Annotated in this window: 13 protein-coding genes; 1 reads left to right on the forward strand and 12 read right to left on the reverse strand. The window is 42.0% G+C overall.

Features of this window, described 5'->3' with window-relative positions:
* Positions 1-32 precede the first annotated feature (32 nt).
* The 12 genes from H8S64_RS17830 to H8S64_RS17885 all read right to left on the reverse strand — a co-directional run bounded on the left by H8S64_RS17830 (position 33) and on the right by H8S64_RS17885 (position 18,586).
* Positions 33-2,660, reverse strand: coding sequence for a zinc-dependent metalloprotease (locus H8S64_RS17830; RefSeq protein WP_186977876.1), 2,628 nt, complete (start codon positions 2,658-2,660; stop codon positions 33-35).
* A gap of 202 nt (positions 2,661-2,862) precedes the next feature.
* Positions 2,863-4,494, reverse strand: coding sequence for a PKD-like family lipoprotein (locus tag H8S64_RS17835; RefSeq protein WP_186977878.1), 1,632 nt, complete (start codon positions 4,492-4,494; stop codon positions 2,863-2,865).
* 12 nt (positions 4,495-4,506) lie between these two features.
* On the reverse strand, positions 4,507-5,193 hold the full coding sequence (locus tag H8S64_RS17840; protein WP_186977880.1) for a DUF4843 domain-containing protein: 687 nt from the start codon (positions 5,191-5,193) through the stop codon (positions 4,507-4,509).
* Between the two features lie 10 nt (positions 5,194-5,203).
* Positions 5,204-6,676 carry a RagB/SusD family nutrient uptake outer membrane protein gene (locus H8S64_RS17845; protein ID WP_186977882.1) on the reverse strand — a complete coding sequence of 491 codons (1,473 nt, stop codon included), beginning with the start codon at positions 6,674-6,676 and terminating at the stop codon, positions 5,204-5,206.
* A 12-nt stretch (positions 6,677-6,688) separates the two neighbouring features.
* Entirely contained in the window at positions 6,689-10,126 is a 3,438-nt protein-coding gene (locus tag H8S64_RS17850) for a SusC/RagA family TonB-linked outer membrane protein (protein WP_186977884.1), read from the reverse strand.
* Positions 10,127-10,198: 72 nt separating this feature from the next.
* Entirely contained in the window at positions 10,199-11,338 is a 1,140-nt protein-coding gene (locus H8S64_RS17855) for a FecR family protein (protein WP_186977886.1), read from the reverse strand.
* A gap of 315 nt (positions 11,339-11,653) precedes the next feature.
* Positions 11,654-12,085, reverse strand: coding sequence for an immunoglobulin domain-containing protein (locus tag H8S64_RS17860; RefSeq protein ID WP_186977888.1), 432 nt, complete (start codon positions 12,083-12,085; stop codon positions 11,654-11,656).
* Between the two features lie 99 nt (positions 12,086-12,184).
* Entirely contained in the window at positions 12,185-15,502 is a 3,318-nt protein-coding gene (locus H8S64_RS17865; protein WP_186977890.1) for a hypothetical protein, read from the reverse strand.
* Positions 15,503-15,780: 278 nt separating this feature from the next.
* The gene (locus H8S64_RS17870; RefSeq protein WP_186977892.1) at positions 15,781-16,206 is read right to left on the reverse strand and encodes an immunoglobulin domain-containing protein; all 426 of its coding nucleotides are present in this window, start codon (positions 16,204-16,206) and stop codon (positions 15,781-15,783) included.
* 94 nt (positions 16,207-16,300) lie between these two features.
* Positions 16,301-16,867 carry an RNA polymerase sigma-70 factor gene (locus H8S64_RS17875; RefSeq protein WP_186977894.1) on the reverse strand — a complete coding sequence of 189 codons (567 nt, stop codon included), beginning with the start codon at positions 16,865-16,867 and terminating at the stop codon, positions 16,301-16,303.
* A 61-nt stretch (positions 16,868-16,928) separates the two neighbouring features.
* Complete coding sequence (locus tag H8S64_RS17880) at positions 16,929-18,077, reverse strand: serine hydrolase domain-containing protein (RefSeq protein WP_186977896.1); 1,149 nt, start codon at positions 18,075-18,077, stop codon at positions 16,929-16,931.
* Positions 18,078-18,136: 59 nt separating this feature from the next.
* Positions 18,137-18,586, reverse strand: coding sequence for a NanQ anomerase/TabA/YiaL family protein (locus H8S64_RS17885; protein WP_186977898.1), 450 nt, complete (start codon positions 18,584-18,586; stop codon positions 18,137-18,139).
* Between the two features lie 289 nt (positions 18,587-18,875).
* Here H8S64_RS17885 and H8S64_RS17890 point away from each other — a divergent pair, with 289 nt between their 5' ends.
* Positions 18,876-20,615 carry a hypothetical protein gene (locus H8S64_RS17890; RefSeq protein ID WP_186977900.1) on the forward strand — a complete coding sequence of 580 codons (1,740 nt, stop codon included), beginning with the start codon at positions 18,876-18,878 and terminating at the stop codon, positions 20,613-20,615.
* The last annotated feature ends 241 nt before the right edge of the window (positions 20,616-20,856 follow it).

Consider the following 20,856-nt stretch of genomic DNA (forward strand, 5'->3'; position numbering starts at 1 on the left):
GCACTTCTTTTTTGTTTTATAACCCAAGACCATTATTTCAATACCTGTTCAATCTTGTAAATCAACAGGCGATAGTGTTGTTTCGTTTCCGTCGAGCCGGTATTTGCTTTATTCTTCAACAACTCTAACGAGCTTTTCAACGTCTTGAAATACAAATCCTTCAATGGCTTGGACGAAGGTTCCACTCTAACTTCGAAACTAAACCCGTATGTTTCTTGCGGGGCAAAATGATGTTTCCCGTTCAAATGATTAGCGCCACACAGGCAAATCCCCTTTTCCGGTTGCATCCCGAAATATTCCATCCTTTTCGCCGTGATGTACTCAGGTACTTCTATCCCTTCATTTTTGAATGCCAATGCACTACCGCTCAATCCCCGTTCCGTGGCTCCGGAACCTTCCATCAAAAATGTCAGGAACTGCATCTGGAAATTTTTCTCCATTCCCGTCAACGCGGCCCCTTTTCTTGTCGGTGCCCACACGCGGTCATAGATATCCTTCATGTACTCTTCTTGCGAATAAGCATCTTTCACAGCTTTTTCCGAACACAAAGCTATCGCACCGAAACGATGCAAGATTCCGTCAATAATAGCACTCTCGAAATCTTTGCCAATATTATTACGAATAGGATACCCTTTCTGCAACTCTTCATCATCCAACCAAGAGAAATCTTTCAATTGCTCGAACAAGAACTCCAATGATTCTCGTTGTTTCTCTCTCGTCACCGTTTCGTAGCTCGGGAACTTATCCCCATCATATCTTTCGTACAAATAGATTCCCCCGATATTACAAAGAGCCAACTTCAAATAATGTAAATACTGGTAAACCGTTTCGTTATATATCATTTGCCGGAAACTGTAATCTTTATCATCCGCAGCAGGAATCCACTCATTCAAGTGAGCCAATACATATTTCAAATTCTTGATCCCGTAACGTCCGGCTTTTATCGGGTCGTCACTCAAATCCTCCTCGAAAGAACTCGGGTCTAAACGGGAACGAATTTGTTGTTTCCCGTAACGGTAAATCGGGTTACCGGACTTCTCGCCGATCCATTTATCCAACGTGGGAACTTCCTCGTTTGAAGTACGGGCTTCCGGAAGAGGCGTGTACAACCATTTTATGGAGAAATAATCATAAACACCCAACTCGGGAGGAGTCATACGTACACCCCGTTCTTTATCCCCGGGTTGAGCCACGTAATTGTTACGCGCGTAATCCATAATAGAATAAGTTGTTCCGTATTTTTGCGTGAACGACGGCGAACGCAAAGAATCTGTCGGTATCGCGGCAGACGAAGCCATATTATGCATCAACGCCAGACAGTGTCCCACCTCGTGCGACACCACGTAGCGCAAACAATCTCCCAAAATATCCTCCCGCATCACCCGGGTTCTCACCTCATCATCGGCAGGTGCCGTTTGGATAAATCGCCAAGCCTGCACAACGTTCAATATATTATGGTAAACCGACACGTTCGCGTTCAATATTTCCCCGGTTCTCGGGTCTACCCAAGAGGGCCCCATGGCATTTTCCACCCAAGACGGGCAATAACGCACGCATGAATATTTAAAATTCTCGGGATCAAACTCCGGGTCATCCTTGGGGAAATCTTTCGCGATAATAGCGTTCTTGAACCCGATAGCCTCAAAAGGTTTCTGCCACACTTCCACCGCCTGCCGGATATAAGGTTTCCAACTTTCCGGGAAAGCATCGTCGATATAGAACACTATCGGTTTCACCGGTTCCACCAATTCTCCCCGCTTGTAAGCCTCCATGTCTTTCGGCTCCAAACGCCAGCGATTGGCGTAAAACGTGTTTTGTATCCCTCGTCCATAATTAGCGAAAGTAGCCATCTCCGTGAAAAATATATTGATACGGGGATCAGCCATCCTCGGACGCATCGGTTCTTCCGGCAACAAGATAAAACTACGTGTCATCACCGCACTGAAAGGCATATTATACACGTAATAGCCTCGTGAATTGCTCACGCTCACCGTGTAGGATAAGGTTGTCTGTACACTCACGTTATCGGAGAAAGCCTTCACCTTCTCGAATTGTGAATTATCTTTCTTGAAATCCCGGCTCAAATTACCGCCATATCCCAAAATAGGTGCATACGGGGAAAAAGGATCTATCGTGCGGTCGTCGCTCAACAGATAATCCGTCATATCGATAACCACGGCGGTACTATCCTCGTTGTACGTCTTGACCTCGAAATTACGCAAAATAGCCGGTACGAAACTCACGTCCAGACGGTCTTGAATGTTCTTGTCTTCCGTAATATAACCGATACTCACGTAACGCAAGCTTACCACCGAATCTTTTTTCGTGAATTGGATATGTAACGGCGTGTGCGGTTTTTCTCCCACGCAACCGAAACTATTATCCGAAATCTCCGCAATCGTCGAGCCTAACAACATATCCCTTCCCATAAGACTCAACGGCAACTCGAAATACACTTTGTTATCCATTTTATGAACGGTAAACAATCCTCTCTCCGTTTCACATTTTTTCCCTTTGAAGAATTTCTCGTAAGCCGATTCTTTCTTCACTTCAACTTTTTCTCCCTTCTTGTTCTTTTTCCGGAAAAGCTCTCCCGCCTCCACAGACAAAGACATAACAAATAATACAAGTACCAGTGATACTACTCTTCTAAAATTCATTACAATACAGTTTAAATTAAAAAATACTTATCCCATTATAGATTAGATTAAAATCTATTTATTCTAGCATATCGAAAATTCATCTTTTCTTATCGTCATCATTCCAAGTAAAGCAAAGAAACTCCCCGAACTCACCCTGTATTAGGGAGCTTCTTCACAATACTTTATTTGACAATGAAACTTTACTCAGACAATTAATCCATCACTCTATCGCCCAACCATTATTTCCCATTGTTTTATAACGAACATCCACAATTCGTCCCAAATTCTTGTCTTTAGGAGTAGAGTACAACAACTTATTCTTATCTTTTCGGGAGTCATAAGCCTCATCTCCAATATCATTCGTAGAACTCGACAGCACATGAAACTCTCCATTAGCCAATCCTATTCCAAGATAATTTCCATTATACCGTTCAGAATCTATCGCCGTAATATCTGCAGCGAAAGAAGTATAGAACTTATCCAATCGTCCGGTCACGCGATCATAGAACCATAACTCACTTCCTTGAGAAATCCACAAGTAGTTAGTCCTCCGAGAATTATTAAATACCGTTTTTTCGTTAATATTCAAAGAGCTAAAATTCAATTTCTCCTGTCCAACAATCCTAGACACCTTTGGAAGATTATTATCCCACAGGTATTCAACCCAAAAAGCATGAGAATAATATTCTCCTGTCTTTTCATCTTTCAAAATAGTATAATATTGTTGTTCACCATTACCACCTCCATTCACACTCGAACCACAGTAGACAATCTCATACCCACTTAAATCGTCTAAACGAGTAAAACTCGGGTAAGCATCATACATTTTTTCATCAATACGAATCAAACCAACCTCCCCAGCTCTCTTTTCTCCACTATCATTGATTGCTACAAAGCATTTATTCGTCAAGTCACACACGACTATTGCACGCAAATCCGCCACAGGAGCAATAACCATTTTCCGACCGTCAAGTTCAACAACCTTTCCGTTTTTATCTTGAAAAGTCAAAGGCGTAGAAATAAAAAAACCAGAATGGTACAATCCAATATCTGCTTTTTTCCGACTATATGTCTTTCCATCCTCACCAACTGCAAGAGTCAACCAAAGCGATCCCGCCATCAAAACAGGCTTGAATCCTTCCGGATAAACACTACCAATAAATTGTTCCGCTAAAGTAGTTTCCTTCATAAATGTAGTTACCCCCACATCTATCGTACCGATACCTCCTTGCTGAATAACCCAAAAATTCCCAAATTTATTTACATAATCATAAGATGCAAAATGCTCTAACAATTTCACAGGAGTTCCTCCTAACGCCTCATGGTTTATCGTTTGATATACGCCAATATAATCTTTACAATCATACACCCTTTTCTCTTCCTTCTTACCATTCACAATCTCTTCAACCACTTTCGTCGTATTTCTAAAATAGGATAACACTGCACCTCCATTGTCTGAAAGTACCACCCAACCTTCTACACCAAATTCCGATGCAATCTCTGTTTGCGTTGATTGAATATAAACGACATCTGTACGTGTATCCGTCACTCGAAGGATCAAATCACCTTTTCCCAACATATCAGCAATATAAAACAAATTCCGTTCTGTAGACAATACCCGTTCTTGAAACTCCCACTCGTAAGTCAAATACTCCTCCACACTATCCTTCTCAAATTCAAAATGGGGAGTAATTTGAATTGTATCCCCTACGGCAACTTTCCAATTCGACTCATTATCATCAAAAGTAATCTCCAATTGATTGATATTCTTATAAGAATAATTTCCCTTATCTCGATAACAAGAAGACAATCCTGCTATCACCAGTATACTAATAATAAATTGTTTCATCATATCCCAATCAGTTTAACAAGCCGGTACTACCATCGGAAATTCCTTTCCAGTGACATCGTTCACATCTATAATATCGTTCTCTTCAACATATGCTTTAAACTTCAAAGCGAGCATACGTACAACACTCATTTCTACATCCGTGAGATCCGATACTCCGGTACATTTCACGAACTCTTGGAATTTTTTCTTGGAAAACGTTCCAAGATACAAGGTCTGAATCTTACCTTTCCACCACAATGGCTGGCTGAATACATTATTAAACGTAATTTTCACCTGACGCTTTCCGAATAATCCCGGTTGAAAATAATCATTAGCCTCAAGTGCTAGCACCAAAGTCACGTCATTTTCCAAATCCTCCGTTTTCACACAAGTAATTACTAAAGTATCCTTTGTTTGATTCGCACGAAAAATCGAGGTAGATATTTTATACTGATCTTGTCCTGCTGTCGTCAAAGAATCAACCACACGCACCGCATATTCAATATCCGACTCCAATGGATCTCCAATCAAATTAATCTCAAATCGAACAGCATGTTCCTCTTCCAAAGGAAAATGTGTAAATGAAAACTTTGCAGTATCCACCCCATTCTTCGTCGTGAAAAATAAATAATGTCCTGTATCGTATTTCTTAAATTCATCCTCCGAACATGCAAAGAAAGAAAAGAAAATCGCTATCAATAAAATATATCGTATCATCATAATCCAAATATTAATGTATTAACTCATTATCGGGTAACGGGAAAGAATAAACTATTTTATCTACCGGTTTTTTATTGTATTTCTTATAATAGAAAAACAATTGTCCTTCTCCTATAAATTCCCGCCTTGCCTCGGTAATAATGGCATTCTCCATCTCATCCATATTAGTTACACTCGCCTCATTCCACTCGGTAATTTTCCGTCCGAAACGTACATCCCGCAACACACGAATAGCATCTTGATTAGCAATATTACCGCTATAATCCCTTATTTCAACTGTTTTTCCATTTCGATACAAGTAATCACTTACAATAAAATACATCTCACTCAAGCGAATCATCGGAATCAAATCATCTACCCTACTCGTTCCACTACTAAGAGCCTCATATTTCAACGAATAATTATCATTTGTTACCAAAGATGCCCTCACGTCTTCCTTCGAGTTTTCAAAAATCTTAATTTTATCTAATCTCAATCTACCACTCTTTGAACTTTTCGATGAATATGGTTCATAATCGTCTATTAATGTAGTACTTGACAAACCGAATATCACACCATCATGCAGTTTCGGAGTTTGCACTACAAGGGAAGTGGTCGTTTCTGTAAAATTAAAACACCAGTCAGAACTACTTCCATTATATCCCTTAGCATGAATCACCTCTAATGCTTGTTTACAAGCATCTTCTCCACGTCCGGCATAATCATACACACGGGCAAGAGTTGCCGTTATGACATAATAATTCATTCGGTAACCACGATTTAAAAAGAAAAGATCCTCGCTTCCATGTAATGTAAACTCCCCTTCTAACCGCGGCCCCTTCATTATCCCTTCACTATTTGTTCCTACCGTATCATAGGTAGCAAGCAAATTCTTCGCTCGCAATAAATCCCGTTCCACTCTTCCTATCACGGAATCCACACTCAAATAGGGTTCTGACAACGACCCGTGTTTTTCGAAATAAGGAATATATCCTTTGTTATCAGCAACAATCGGAGCCGGGGCAAATAAACGCAATATATCAAAATGCAAAAATGCCCGTAAAGCATATGCTTCCCCCATAATCAAGTTACGCTCCGTTTCCCCATACGCAAACAAGTCTGGCTCCGCTTTCTCTACTTCTGCCAATAAATTGTTACAATTTGAGATCGCCGTGTATGCATTAGACCAGATGTCCGATATTATTGATTTTACGCCACTATGCGTGTATTGGAAATTCATTGCATAGTACCAAACATCATTCGTCGTGAAATTCTCGTACAATTGCGCAATAACATCCACCGTTCCCCATGTCATATGTTTCCCATACATCGTCACGTCTGCCATATTATTATAAATCCCGTTTAATGCATTACGATACCCTTGACCGGTTTCGAACAATACATTTGCATCTACCTCGTCATCCGGTTTCACGTCGAGCCAGTCATTACATGCACTTGATAACCCGACAATCAACCCCATTATAATCCATATTCTATTTCTCATACTCATTACTTTCTAAAAACTTGCTTTTAATGAAATATTCATCTTTCTCGCGTAAGGATAATCTATTCCTCGTTCAAACTTCACCGAAGACACTCGGAACAATTCATTTGCCCCAAGCTCTAAACGCAACACACCAAATCCGATTTTTTTCAATATCTTCTGTCCAAAATCATATCCTAAAGTCAAAGAATTTAATGTTAACACATTATTATCCTGCACAAAACGTTCCGTCGGGCGTGTCGTTTGAATCACTCCTTTCGTCTGCAGTTTTTTGTATTTCGCGTGATCGCCCGGCTGTTTCCAACGCTGGGAGAACACTCGTTTATCCACATTCTCTGAACTAATTCGTGCATTTTCCACTTTGTTCACTAACGTTGAATTATATTCTTGACCTCCCAACTTATACAGAAAGGTAGTGTACAAACTCCAATTCTTGTAACGCACGTTAAATCCAAACGCTCCTTGCACTTTAGGTTCCGTATCACCTAATATCACCTGTTCCGCAGCTTCCCACTCATAAGTCGTTGAGCCATCCCGACGTACCAGAACCTCCTCTCCATCACTCGGGTTTATTCCCAAGGATTTCATACCCCAAATCGAAGTAGTACTACCACCTTCTACATATTGTGTAAATGTCTTACTATATTTAGTATCACCCGCACTTGCACCTAAATAACCTGTACCATAATCGGCATATTGAGCCTGCACCTGATCATTATAAGCCTTCAAACTTTCGGATATTTTCAACAATTTGTTTTCATTATGAGACAAGTTCCCAAATACTGCAACCATCCAGTCTTTCGACTTGTACACATCACTTCGTACTTGTACATCAATTCCTTTATTCATAATCTCTCCTATGTTATCCACGTAAGTCGTAAAACCGGTAGAACTGGCAATCGTCACATCATTAATCAAATCCACCGTTTTTTTCCGGTAATACGAAGCATTCACATAAATCAACCCGTCCAACATCTGTATATCAAACCCGACATCCAAAGTATTCGTCGTTTCCCAAGTTAATCCTGAATTGCCTAGGGCCACCAATGAAGCTCCAATACCCGTCCTATACCATTTATCGTTTTGAATCTTATACATCGTTCTTGCCGCATACGCCGGGAAATTCACCTTACCGGTTGCCCCGTAAGAACCGCGTATTTTCAACATATTCACGTAACCCAAGTTTTTCATGAACTCATAATTGTGAATATTGATCCCCACCCCACCGGAAAAAAACGGGGCAAAACGCTTATCCACACCAAATTCAGACGATCCGTCCATACGAAGCGAAATATCCAACAAATAAATATTATCGTACGTGTAATTCAAACTCGCCAACATACCGAACAGACGACTCTTATTCTGATTCACAGTCGGCTTCTCTACTATTTCATTGGCATAATTAATAGAGCTTAGCGAACCGTTCGGGAATCCCTTGTAGAAAGAAGAAAGCGACTTACTCTGCTCATCTTTAGCGTTAATACCGAATGTCAGGTTTATATAGTTTTTCCCGATACTCCGGTTATAAGCGGCAGTCGCCGTCAAATCCCACTTGAAGCCATTATTTTCTTCTGTACGTAACTCTCCCGAAATCGGATTATCTTTCCCTAAAAGGTCACCGTTCTTCTGCGACTCCGGATCAAGGAAACGTTCTCCCCTAGTCGTTGTCTTCGTCACACTAAACTGTCCTTTAATTTGCCAATAATCATTGATATACCAATTTATCGCTAAATTATTTATCAACTCATCGATCTGGTCTTCGTCATAATTTTTCAATGTAGCCTCATACAAAGGATTCTCTTCATCCCCACCAACGATCCACTCCTGAGTTTCCTTTAAATACTTACCATTTTCATCTTTATACTCATCATAAGGCATTTTTTTCGTATAATCTGAAAAAGAACCATAAGGCGACTCTTTGGATTTCGTCACATTATAAGAGATATAATTTTTAATTTGGAAATCTCCCAAACGATAATCAATCGAAAGTCCTACCCCGTAACGGTTACGAGCCGACTCCTTCATCACTCCGTTATCATTGTTATACAACACGTCTAAACCAAAACGCATATCCGTACTCCCCCCTTCGATATACAAACTATGCTGATGATTAAACACCGTCCGCAAAGGTTTTGACAACCAATAGGTATCCACACCTCGTTTTATATTAGCCAATTTTTTGTAATACTCCTCATCCAGCGTCAATTGATTATATGCCACCTCCTCATCCGAATCGTACGTGTACAATCCTGCCACCCGTTCCGTTTCCAACTTCTCTGCCGCATTCATCAAATTATAATCCGTTAGGTCAGGCATGCTTAGCGTACCCGTCAAACCGTATGATACGGACACCTCACCGGGTTTCGGAGCCACCGTTGTGATCACAACAACCCCATTTGCAGAACGAGAACCATACATGGCAGTCGCTGCCGCATCTTTCAATATCGTGATATTCTCTATACGATTCGGATCCATATCATATAACTTTTGCACCGTAATCTCAAACCCGTCCATGATAAACAACGGCAAGTTCGGATTTTCCTCCAAATTCGACTTCGACAAACTATTCGCATCCAACTGCTTCACCCCAATTCCGGAACGTCCGCGAATATACATCTCGGGCACGGCATTCGGGTCCGATCCCCACTGGTTGTTCTCCTGAATACGGAACGAGGGATCAAAAACTTGCAACGCCTGAATCACATTCGTCTTCGACACATTTAACAACTCCTCTCTTGATACAGAAATAGAGTTACCCGTGAAACTCTCCTTACGGATCTGAGCATATCCCGTCACCACGACTTCGTCCACCTCCGCCACCTCAAGTTTCATGCGAATCACCAGCTCCTTGGCATCGTTTTTCGGGTCTTTTTTCAACACCACCTCATGAGTCTGGTAACCGATAAACGAAATCAACAACACCGTCGTATCCATCTGCGGGACCTCCATCCTGAACTTACCGTCAGCATCCGTCACCACGCCGAGCGTCGTTCCCCGCAACAACACGGTTGCTCCCGGCAACGTCTCGCTTTTTTCATCCAACACCTTCCCCTGAATGACTCTTTTTTCCTGCTTTTTCTCTTTAGTGTCATCTTTTCCTTGTTTGATAACAATCAAAGAACCATCCTTCTCGTAAATCAAACGAGTATTTTTCAGACACAAAGCCAAAATCTCGTCAATACCGGCATTCGCAACCGAAAAAGTAATTCCAGTTACTCGAGCCACATCCTCCGACTTAAATAAAAAACGATACTCAGACTCCGTTTCAATCTTCTTAAAAACATCCTTCAACGCCAAGTTTTCCACCTTTAACGTAAAAGTCTGAGCTTGCGCATCACCGTAGGAATACATCACTCCCAACATCGTTAGTAACACGTAAAACTTCGTAAACCACAAAATCTTGCACCACTTTCTCGAATAAAGAAAGTTGTTTTTCCATTTTTTTGTCATAATTTTGTTCGTTAATAATTCAATGAATTTAAATTAAGGATGGGGAGTGTGGGGACACTCCTCTCCTTTTCTCTATTTACCTATCACAGTTATTACATTTCCTTTTATATCAAAATAAACTATTTCCAATTTTTCAATCTTTTCCAATAAAACGGAGAAATCTTTGTAGCGACTGATATTTCCATTAATCCGAATGTCCTTTACCTCTGGATTCCTGTAAAAAACCTTTATATCATACCAACGCGCCACCCTGTTCATCACGTCCTCCAGCCGCTCGTCATCAAACACAAACTGTCCGTCTTTCCATGCCGTGTAACGACGAACATCTACTTTCTGCTTACTCAATTCCCCCTCCTCCGTCAACACGGCTTGCTCCCCCGGTTCCAACAACAAAGTATGATCTTTCGTCTGCACCTGTACTCTTCCCTGCTCCAACGTCGTCTCGAATCGTGTTTCTTCCTGGTAAGCATGAATATTAAAACGAGTACCCAATACCTTCACCTCGAATCCATTCACCTCCACGACAAACGGTTTATCCGACTTTGTGACATCGAAATACGCCTCACCCGTGAGTTTCACTCTCCTCTCCTCTCCGTAAAACTGTACTGGATAACTTAAATCCGTCTCCGCATTAAGATACACCATCGTGGCATCGCTCAATTTCATAGAAAACTCTCCCCCTCTTGGCACCCGTATCATGTGTGTCACGTCTATCAACTTCCCCTCAATCTTCATCGCGGCATAATTCAGCACGTTGCTATCCTGCCGCACTTGGAAACTATCGGCAACAACGATATTTCTCCGCACCTGTGATTCCAACACGATCTGCTCACCCGTCCCCGTGTACAATATAGCCTTCTCCACGCCGGGAGCGAAAGCAAATTGCTGCATATTCGTCTTTTGGGAATCAAAATTCATCCCCCGCCACAAAACAACACTACCCACGAGTACGACAAATACAGCGGCATATTTTAATATGCCAACAACCAAACGTCGCCGCTTACCAAATGTTTTCCGTTCAAACTCCCTGAAATTCTTCAATACATCGACCTCCCCGCCATGTCCAGCCCGGGTAAAGAATCCCTGCATCTTCCGATAATAACGCCTATTCTCTCCCGACTCTTCCAACCACCCCTGCAACTCGCTCTTCTCTTCATCGGTCATCCCACCCGTTATGGATTTTCTTAAAATATGCCAATCTATTTTCTGCATCTTAAATCTAAATATCTTTTCTTAAAATTTATCTTTATCCCCTACAACCTCACTCTCTTCATTGTATAGAAAATACCTTCATCATATTACCCGAAATTTTCAATAGAGATTAATACAGATTACAGCAAAAACGATTCAAAAAACAACATCCTCTTTTCAAATATTTGAATTTATATGAAATTTTGAATAAGATATAATTGCTGTTCAGACTATTATTCCAGGAATAATACGGCAACGAACTTATGCTTACTTATTGGATCAAAAGACTTCAAAATATATTTGCAATATTTTGAAGTCTTTCTATCATAATTAAAATTAAACTTCCTCTCCAAAAGCCAATCTTATCGTTGCAGTAGTCTCTCCCGCTTTATTTTTAAGCCTTATCTTATAGAATCCATCATCCTCCAATCCAGGATTTTCTATTTCTAACACTGTTGTTATTGTTCCATAATCATCCGCAAATACACGTATCGTATATCTATCACCAGCATTATCTATAATTTCCCTCAAATTGTGATACCAAGTAACAGAAGGAGCAGGATTCCCCTTAAATCGGACTTCCATCGTAATAAGATTGCCACTTTCGGATACTCGAACCTTGGGTTTCTCGACTATCTCAGGCACCTCATAATCAACACTAAATCTTTCTTGTAAGTTCACTCCATTATGTTCTACGATTCTACTCTCTCCATCGAATCCGGCTAACATAAAAAATAATGCTAAAACAAATAAAATTTTCTTCTTCATAATTATAGTTTTTTAAATCATATATATAAGACAACTTCACGTGAAAATACAGTGACAAAAAATTGAATAAATATCATTTCCTTACAACTAATCGACAACTTACCGCACCCGAACCCACTTCACGGCATCTGCGGCAATCACTTGCGGCTGCTCATTTTCCAAAAAAGAAGCATTCTCCCGGTCCCGGTCGCTTAAAGTCACGCTCCCTTTTCCCTGAAAATTGAAAACTCCCAAAGACATCCAATGCCAATCCTCCCTGTCCATCGTGAGCACGACCTCGTGTTCTTCCTGTCCGTCAAACACCGTGTAATGGTACTCTCGGTCAAAACAAAGCACCCCTGTACCTTTATGACTACTCTGCTCATTAAAAGGTATATGACAGAACACCTCGTAAGTACCCTCGGGTAGGTCGGTTTCCCACTGCACCTTCTGGTTTCCCTTGCCGCCTTCTTTAAAATACGCCCCCCTCACGGGAAAACCCAAGCATCCATCGGTAACCATCCATCCCCAGTGATCGCGGGGAACATTCCTGTAACATTTCGCACGGGTTTCTACCTGTCCGAAAAGGGAAGCAATGTTAAACTTCCGAGTTTCATGAATCGAGAATCCCGGGTCGTCGTTATCCACGATGATCTCGCCCTCGTTTTCTTGGGTAAAAGAGAACGTGGCGTCAAGGGGTAAAAACCACGAGGTTGTATCAATACCCGTGTCGACATCTCTATTTATTGTCTTAACCGACAACGACATCTCACCCGGTACATTTAAAGACAAGGGGAAATAAATCATTTTATTAGTAGCACTAGATGTTTGTACTCGTATAGCACGCCCCTCTCCCGCCGGGATGATCCATCCCGGGTGATTACCGCCCGGGTAAACAATTCCTGGTACTTTTCCCCGGTTAAACACCTTAAAATCGTATATATAACCACGCTTCCTTCCCCCGTTGACTATTATAAAATTTCCCTCTATCTCGAAAACGGGTAATTCTTTGCAACGATACCAGCTATCGAGCATCGAGTCCAAACGAATATGATAACGGTCAAAAAACTCCCGGAAAAAATCTTCAAAAGAGGCTTCCTCGAAAACATGGCGCTTCAGGAAATCGTGATAAACCTCTTCAAACTCTTCTTTTCCAACCAGTATTGCCAGCAAAGTATTAAACCACTCGCATTTTTTCTGTATGATGTCGTTTAGCAGTTCCCGGGACAACGAGGGATCCACCAAAGCCTCCTCTAGACTATGGTCTTTCAGGTAATCGACGACATAAAATTCTCTATCCCCGTCTATTAACTCCATATTCAAATCACGACAAAAAGCTGTACGTAGTACATCATTAGCCAAAGGGATGTCGTCAGAATAGACAAAACTCGTGTTACCCTTGCAAAGTGCCCCGAAATCATAACTTCCTCTATAGAACAAGGCTAATTCCATCACCAGTCGCGATTCTGCATTATAATAAGAGGTACTGACTTTCTCCGAGTATTTCTTTTCCGGCAAGAATACCATTCCTTCCTGCACTCTCTCGCCCGTTCGCCATGTTTTTCCCGTGAAAGCGTGAAAATTACATGGCACCTCTATAAGCGTGACCCAATTGTAAGGATACCGCACCGTGGGATCAAAACCTGTTTTCTTCGTGCGACGTTCCCAGTAATCATCGCCATCGAATTCCAGGTTAGATCTCGCAAGCCCGATCATATCCTTTAACTCTTCCTCGGGATACTGGTCGTAATCATCAAGCATAAACTCGTGCTCGGACAAGTAAAAAAGTTCAAACTTTACTGGAGGAACATTTACAGGTGGCGTTATCTTTATTGCTTTACCATCCTTGAACTCAAACATTGCCGGAGGCAAATAGCTATCAACCACTATCTCCCGCTTCTTGTAATTACCAATGCAAAGGCTGATCCCCTTCATGTTATGTTCGAAGATAAACGTTGTCTTTCCCGCCGTCTCTCTATTCGCCTCCCCCTGGCATATTGCTGTCAGCAACGGGTCATGCTCCACCTCCAAACTATAGTGAGTAAACATCGCTCGCCGGAATCCCAGCGAATCGTAAGGAGGCACGCTAACCGGGTACCAGCCACATTCCGGGGTTAGCAGTTTATACCCCTTCTCGCAAAATGCCGGGGAGTAACCGAAACGGTACATGTCTATCGTGTTCAGGTTCGACGCCCCGTACTTCTCTTCCGGGACATCGAGAAAACAAAAACGGTTATCGATCTTTCCATCGTAATGCACCACCACCTCTTTCTTCTCGCCGGGAGCGACTTCTCCCTCCACGAGAAGCGCTTGTTCCTCCCGACGGAAAGCAACCGCGTCACCATCTACCGTGACCGACGACACCTCTAACCCGGGATTCAGGTATAACATCAGGGGAAGCGCCTCGCTATTCCTGTTTTCCACCCTCATCTCGCTTTTCACGGAAATTTCCCCGTCCTCGGCTTCCTTCACCTGTAACCGGTTCGCCGCGATTTTCAACACTTCCGAGGAAACGTGTTTGGAATAAACCTCCCGGTAAGTCTCCCGTTTACCCGACACCGATTGCAAATCATAAATATAAACGCCTGCACACCCCACGGCAACAAGCAAGGGAAGTAAAGCCGCCAGCGTCAACCGGTACCCGGCCCGCACGTTGTTATGAATCCGGGGATAAGGTATCACTGCCAACACCGCTAACCCCACCCCGAGAAACAAAATAAATACCCGTTGCAACAAGTACACGTCAAGATTCACGTGCCCCATGAAATCGGAAAACAGGTTAGGTATCCTTGCCGCAAGCGGGTCAAGCAACCCGTCCAACCAAACCGAGCCCGGAAGTGCAAATACACCCAGAATCAAAATTAAAACAAAAATACTCAATCCATTATTTTTCACTAACCTCACCACGAGTGTTGACAACCCCAGGCAAAAAAACAGCGTCGGCAAGTTTAACGTCAACCAGTAAAACAAGTAATACCCAGCACCAAATACCTGGGGATAAAAAAGAAAATTCAGCAAGCCACAAAAAAGAAACACCACCACGTTCACCAGCGAGAAAGCAAGAACCTTCCCCGCCACACTTCCTATAGAACTCTCCGTGTTCCCTTGCGGGTGGACCTTTAAAGCCGCCAAGGCATCCACCCGGGACAACCTCGTGTCATTGATCACGAGTACCGTCACGAAAAAAAGTTGCAACACGTTGAACAAGTAAGCACACCTGAAAGGTATTGAGGAAGGCAACACCTGGGCTACCCACGTCATCGAAGCCCCCTTCACCAGTTGGTCGAGACTTTTAACTGAAAACAATATAGACAACGGCGTGAACATGTAAAGAGTTATCCCCAACACCCCCAACACGACAAACAACCAAAAGATTACATTCCGACGGGAACGCTTGAACTCGTATGAAGTTTCAATCAAAATGTGATTACTGTTCATGATTACTATTTTTTTATAATATGGCAAATAATCTATATATACTAACCGGATCAAAAGAGGCTGTCTCAGAAGTCCTTTTCCTATCGTTGTCCTTCTGAGCCCCCATCACGTTTAACGTGAAATAAACAGATGATGACGAACTACGCCCCCACTGTCATCCTGAGCATCGCGAAGGATCTCCTGCCACAGGGTACCTCTTGCCATGAGATCTTTCACTACGTTCAGGATGACAAACAAGACTTTTGGGACACCCTCTTTTTTTAGTTACTAATGTAAAATCAAATATTTTGCACTGGATCAAAATTTAATTTTATTATACCATTAAATTCTCCAAATTCATTTTTAACATTCCCTTTATACTCTCCAGTATCCCCCATTTCTATATCTCTTATTATTAACATTGCGGTGTATTCATCTGAAGATTTTGCATTTTCAATAATTTCGTGCCTATGGTCTTCTTCAACCACCTTTGTACCATGATACCAAATAACATTAGCCTTAGGCTTTGCCTTAAATCGAATCTCAAGAATAACAGTATTCCCATTGTCAGACCCATAAACACTAGGTTTACTAATTGGTGTAGGTGCAAAACCATCAACTTCTTCCTGTAAGTTTACACCACTTTGTTCTACGATTCTATCTCCTCCATAGAATCCGGTCAGCATTAAAAACAATGCAAAAACCATTAAAATCTTTGCCTTCATATTATCAATTTTTAACTTAATAAAAGAAAGACAACTTCATGAGAAAAGTCAGTGACAAAAAATCAAAAAAATGAATTAATTTCTCGAACAGACACTAAATAATAGCCAGAATCACCAAGAAAGAAACTCCCATTCGTTTCCTGATATACTTGTACGACCGAGTCATCTGCGTGTTGATCGTATTGACGGACACTCCCATCTCTTCTGCCACATCTTTATACTTCTTCCCTTCCAACACACAACGTTTAAATACCAGACGAGCTTGCTCGGGCAATTCCTCGATTACCTCGTACACCCGCTGCAACAACTCCGGATCGACCTCCACTTCCGGTATTTCCGCGTACGCCTGTGCTTCCGCCAACCATTGTTTATAATTATCCTCCACGTGCAGATGCTTCAATCGGTTGAAGCACCTGTTTCGAACCTGCACGAAAAGATAAGACTTCAAGTTCGAAATACCGGAAAGCATCGGTGCGTTATTCCACAAATCCACAAAAATCTCTTGAGCGATATCCTCCGCCTCATCCCTATCCAAAAGAAAATACTCGGCAAAAAGCGTCATCTTCTTGAAATAAGTTTCAAAAAGATGCTTAAAGACACTATGCTCCCTCCGCTTTATAGCTTCGAAAATTTCATCTGAACGCATTTCATCCATATCCATGTAAATCAACACTTGTTGACACTACAAAGATAGATTTTTCTTTTAAAATCTACAACTCCCCCTATTTTCTACCATCCAATATCTTCATCCCGATATCCATGTAGCGATACACGTCACGGGTAGTTTCCCGGATACGTTTTTCATCTTTCTTGTGTCCCAAACGGACAATAATGGCATTCCGTTCCGGTATAGCGATAATATACTGCCCCAGCATTCCCCGGAAATAAGGGTTCCGCTGACCGTGATAATTCATAATCCATATCTGGAAACCGTAATAATCCAACGAATCCTTACCCCACTCGTCTTTCAAGTAACTTGCCGGGCTCATGGCTTCATTGATATATTCTTCCGAGATCAATTGCTTCCCGTTCCAGTTCCCGTGATGAAGCATCAGACGGGCAAAACGTGCCACTTCCCTCGCCGTGGTATGGAAACAACAGAATGACTTCTCATCCCCGTCCTTTTTATCCAACAACCAATAGGCATCCTGTGCCGCCTGCATCGGTCGCCACAACTTCTCCTCCGCGTAATCGCTAATTGTTTTCCCGGTTGCCTTTTCCACGATAAACGCCAATATCTGCGTATCGCCGCTCCGGTAAGAGAATTGCTTTCCCGGTTCTTCAATCACGTCCAACCCAGTCACCAACTCGTATAAATCATTCCCGTAATACCCGTGCGTCGTCACGGAAAACAAAGAAGCGTAAGCCTCGTCCCAGTTCAACCCGCCACTCATCGTCAACAAATGGCGAATCGTGATATTTTTCTTTTCCCCGACCTTGAATTCCGGAATATATTTCCACACGGGATCATCCAGACTCTCGATCTTCCCCTCGTCATAAGCCGCCCCGATCAATAACCCCACGATACTCTTCGTCGATGAAAAAATGTTCGATGTCTTCGTGTCATTCCAACCGGAACGATATTCCTCGTAAACGATACTGTCATTCTGAATCACCAGAAAAGATACCGTACGGAAATCATTCAGGTAAGCATCATCCTCCGGACTCATCTCGTGTGTGTTATAATCTTTCGCATGCGCCCACGTCCATGACGAATCGGCCTTCTGCACCGTGTGTTTCTCGAACATCGACAAATCATCAATCGAAGGATACCAGTATATCAAAGCCTGCCGGGCGTAATAAGGCAGACAGAAATAAACGATTGTCAAAACAACCAGCACCGCTAAAACTATCTTATGCCATTTCTTCATACAACTGAACTTGTAATTTACCAAAAAAAATCACACACAACAATCGTCAATCACTAAATCTACAATTGTTTAACTTTCGCCACCATCTTCCGGATTACCCCTTCACCGATACAAGGCGCATGAGCATCCTCCGGAAAAAAAATCACGAACTCACCGGGAGAAAGCGTGAACACACCTTCCACCTTATCTTTATAAAAAGTATAATCCCCTTCCTCGTTATAAGAAGCAGAAGCCTCCCCCAACCGACTTTTGGCTTTCCACCCGTAAGACTCCGACACGAGCAGCGGCATCTGAATATCTATATATTTATCATGTCGCTCATAAACGGCCTCTTCCACGCTTCGTCCCCGTGCATCCTCGATTTTAATAAAAGCATCCTCGCCGGCAATATCTACTCTGCCCACGGGCATACCTGCCAGATCGTGCGTCTTTATATAATCGAACACAGCCTTGAAATAAGGATTCAGACTCTCTATTCTCTCGCTATTACCTATTATATCTATAACCATAACATTTATTTATAATGCCTAACAAAGATAACATATACACCTCAAAATCCATCCATTCCTCATGATAAAATATATCGACATCACACGATTCCCCCTTAATCTTCTCCTCTTATTACGCTTTCCAATACCAAAAAGATACCAAGTACCCAGTTCTACCTATAGAAGCCTATACCCATCGAAATCAACAATATAAGTAAACTTTATTCATAAAAAACACCAATAAAAATATTGTTCATATCAAACTTTATCCCTAATTTTACGTAGATACTACGCTAAATTTGAGAACGATATGAAAAAATTACTACCAACGATTATCATCTGTACCCTTTTCACGGGGATATTCAACACGAATCTCTTCGCGCAAAAGCAAAACAGGATTGAAAAACTTTACGAGCATATCGCGAGAGCCGAACGGGACAAATACGCGAGGGTAAAAGAGAGGATCGACCCCAAAAGTGCCGAAACGTATAAACATGAAATCGCTCTTGCCGATGCTCTGGAAACACTTCTTTTCGACCCGAATCCCGGGGCTGTAGAACCTTATCTGAAAACCAGTATGGAAGAAAACCGGCAAGATGACGGGGCTCGTGTTCGTTCCATCTGCCTGGATGCCGGCTTAAATTTCGAAACTTTCGTCTGGAAAGCCGATTCCACGATCTACGCTCTATTGACCTACTCCGACACACAATTACAAGATTCACGCGCCGTACTCGGATTATTGACAAAATACAAGTACATGATAACCCCGAAAATATTCGACTCGATCATCGCGCTAAAAGAAAAAGTACAGTTCGCCGATTTGAAAGCACAACCGACCTTGGGTAAATGTGAAACCTATTTCACCGATTTCGACACCTTGTATAACTATCCCGCCGTCGCTACCATCTATAATAAACTATTGTACGACAATGTTTGCACTTGCACGACCGACTCAACCATATTGTTATATTTCAACAACCCTATACTGAAAACATTCTACGCGGGAGCGAAAGAACCCCGTCCTTATAAAACCGACGTGGAAAAGATGTATGACATCCATTTATACGACATGGTCAAAAACGCCAAAAAACCGGAAGAGATGAAAACTGCCATCAACGCGTACATCAACTGCCCGTATCTTTCCGGCTATTCAAGAAACTTTCTCCCGGAAGTCGAATACACGAATGACAGCGTTGATCTGGTAATCCTCATCGCCCAAGTTGATTCATCCGCACAACTCCCGCTTGTAAAACAATATTTACAAGAACACAAGTATAAACAGTTCAGAGATAAAGCCATCCAATTAAGAGAACAATTCGTGGATTCCATGATTTGGACCGCTCCGTCGTACACCAAATACTACACGGGCGACAAGATCATCCGAGAAATCCTTGTTTCGGGGGACACCACCACGAATATTTATTATAATTACAATGACCACGGCTACCTGCTGCAATCCGTGAAAAAAACACGTGCAAAAGATTCTTGTTTATCAAACATCACGACCACCTTTAAATACAACAACCTCGGCAAATGCTTCGAGGAAGAATCCGTGGATTCCCTATCCGGAAATATTCTGTGTCAAGTAAGTTGTCAATACAACATACAAGGGCATATCAGCATGAAAAACATCAAATGGAATAACGACAAGAGTCACACGGAAACCTATAACAATCAAGGACAACTCGTTCAAATACAAGAATACGACAACGGGCAAATATACGCCCAGACCGACTTGACATATGACAACAAGGGACGTTTAACACAAGAAATCAAAATAAACCTCAAACCGGACATCCACAACCCGATCACGAAACAAACATCACATTACGGTTACAACCCATATGGTTACTTGACCGTTATATCATACGAGAAGGAAAATTTGCAAAACGAAAAAATCACGGGTAACATTACCATCCATTACGATGAATTCGGTAATCAAGTCGATCCGCGATACAAATACGAGTACGACAACACCGGGGCATGGATCGCTAAAACCGATCCTCAAAATCCCACCAACACGGAAAAGATAGAATATACCTATAAATAAACACACGGTATTACTCGAGTAATCCTAGGGTAATCCTACTTCTACACGCTTACCGGGTCGATACACCTCACTTCTTTCGCCCTTACCTAACGGTGGAAGAAGTGGTTTATCGCAAGCCCGTAAGCAAGTAGATATAGTATTACGGTAGAAATACCCGAGGTTTAAGGTTAATCCGACCTTACATTTTACTTCAGACCATCCAACTTAGAAGTACAAATTTCTCAATTCCAATTTTTAATTG

It is taken from the genome of Butyricimonas hominis (assembly GCF_014287455.1).
Lineage (GTDB): Bacteria > Bacteroidota > Bacteroidia > Bacteroidales > Marinifilaceae > Butyricimonas > Butyricimonas muris.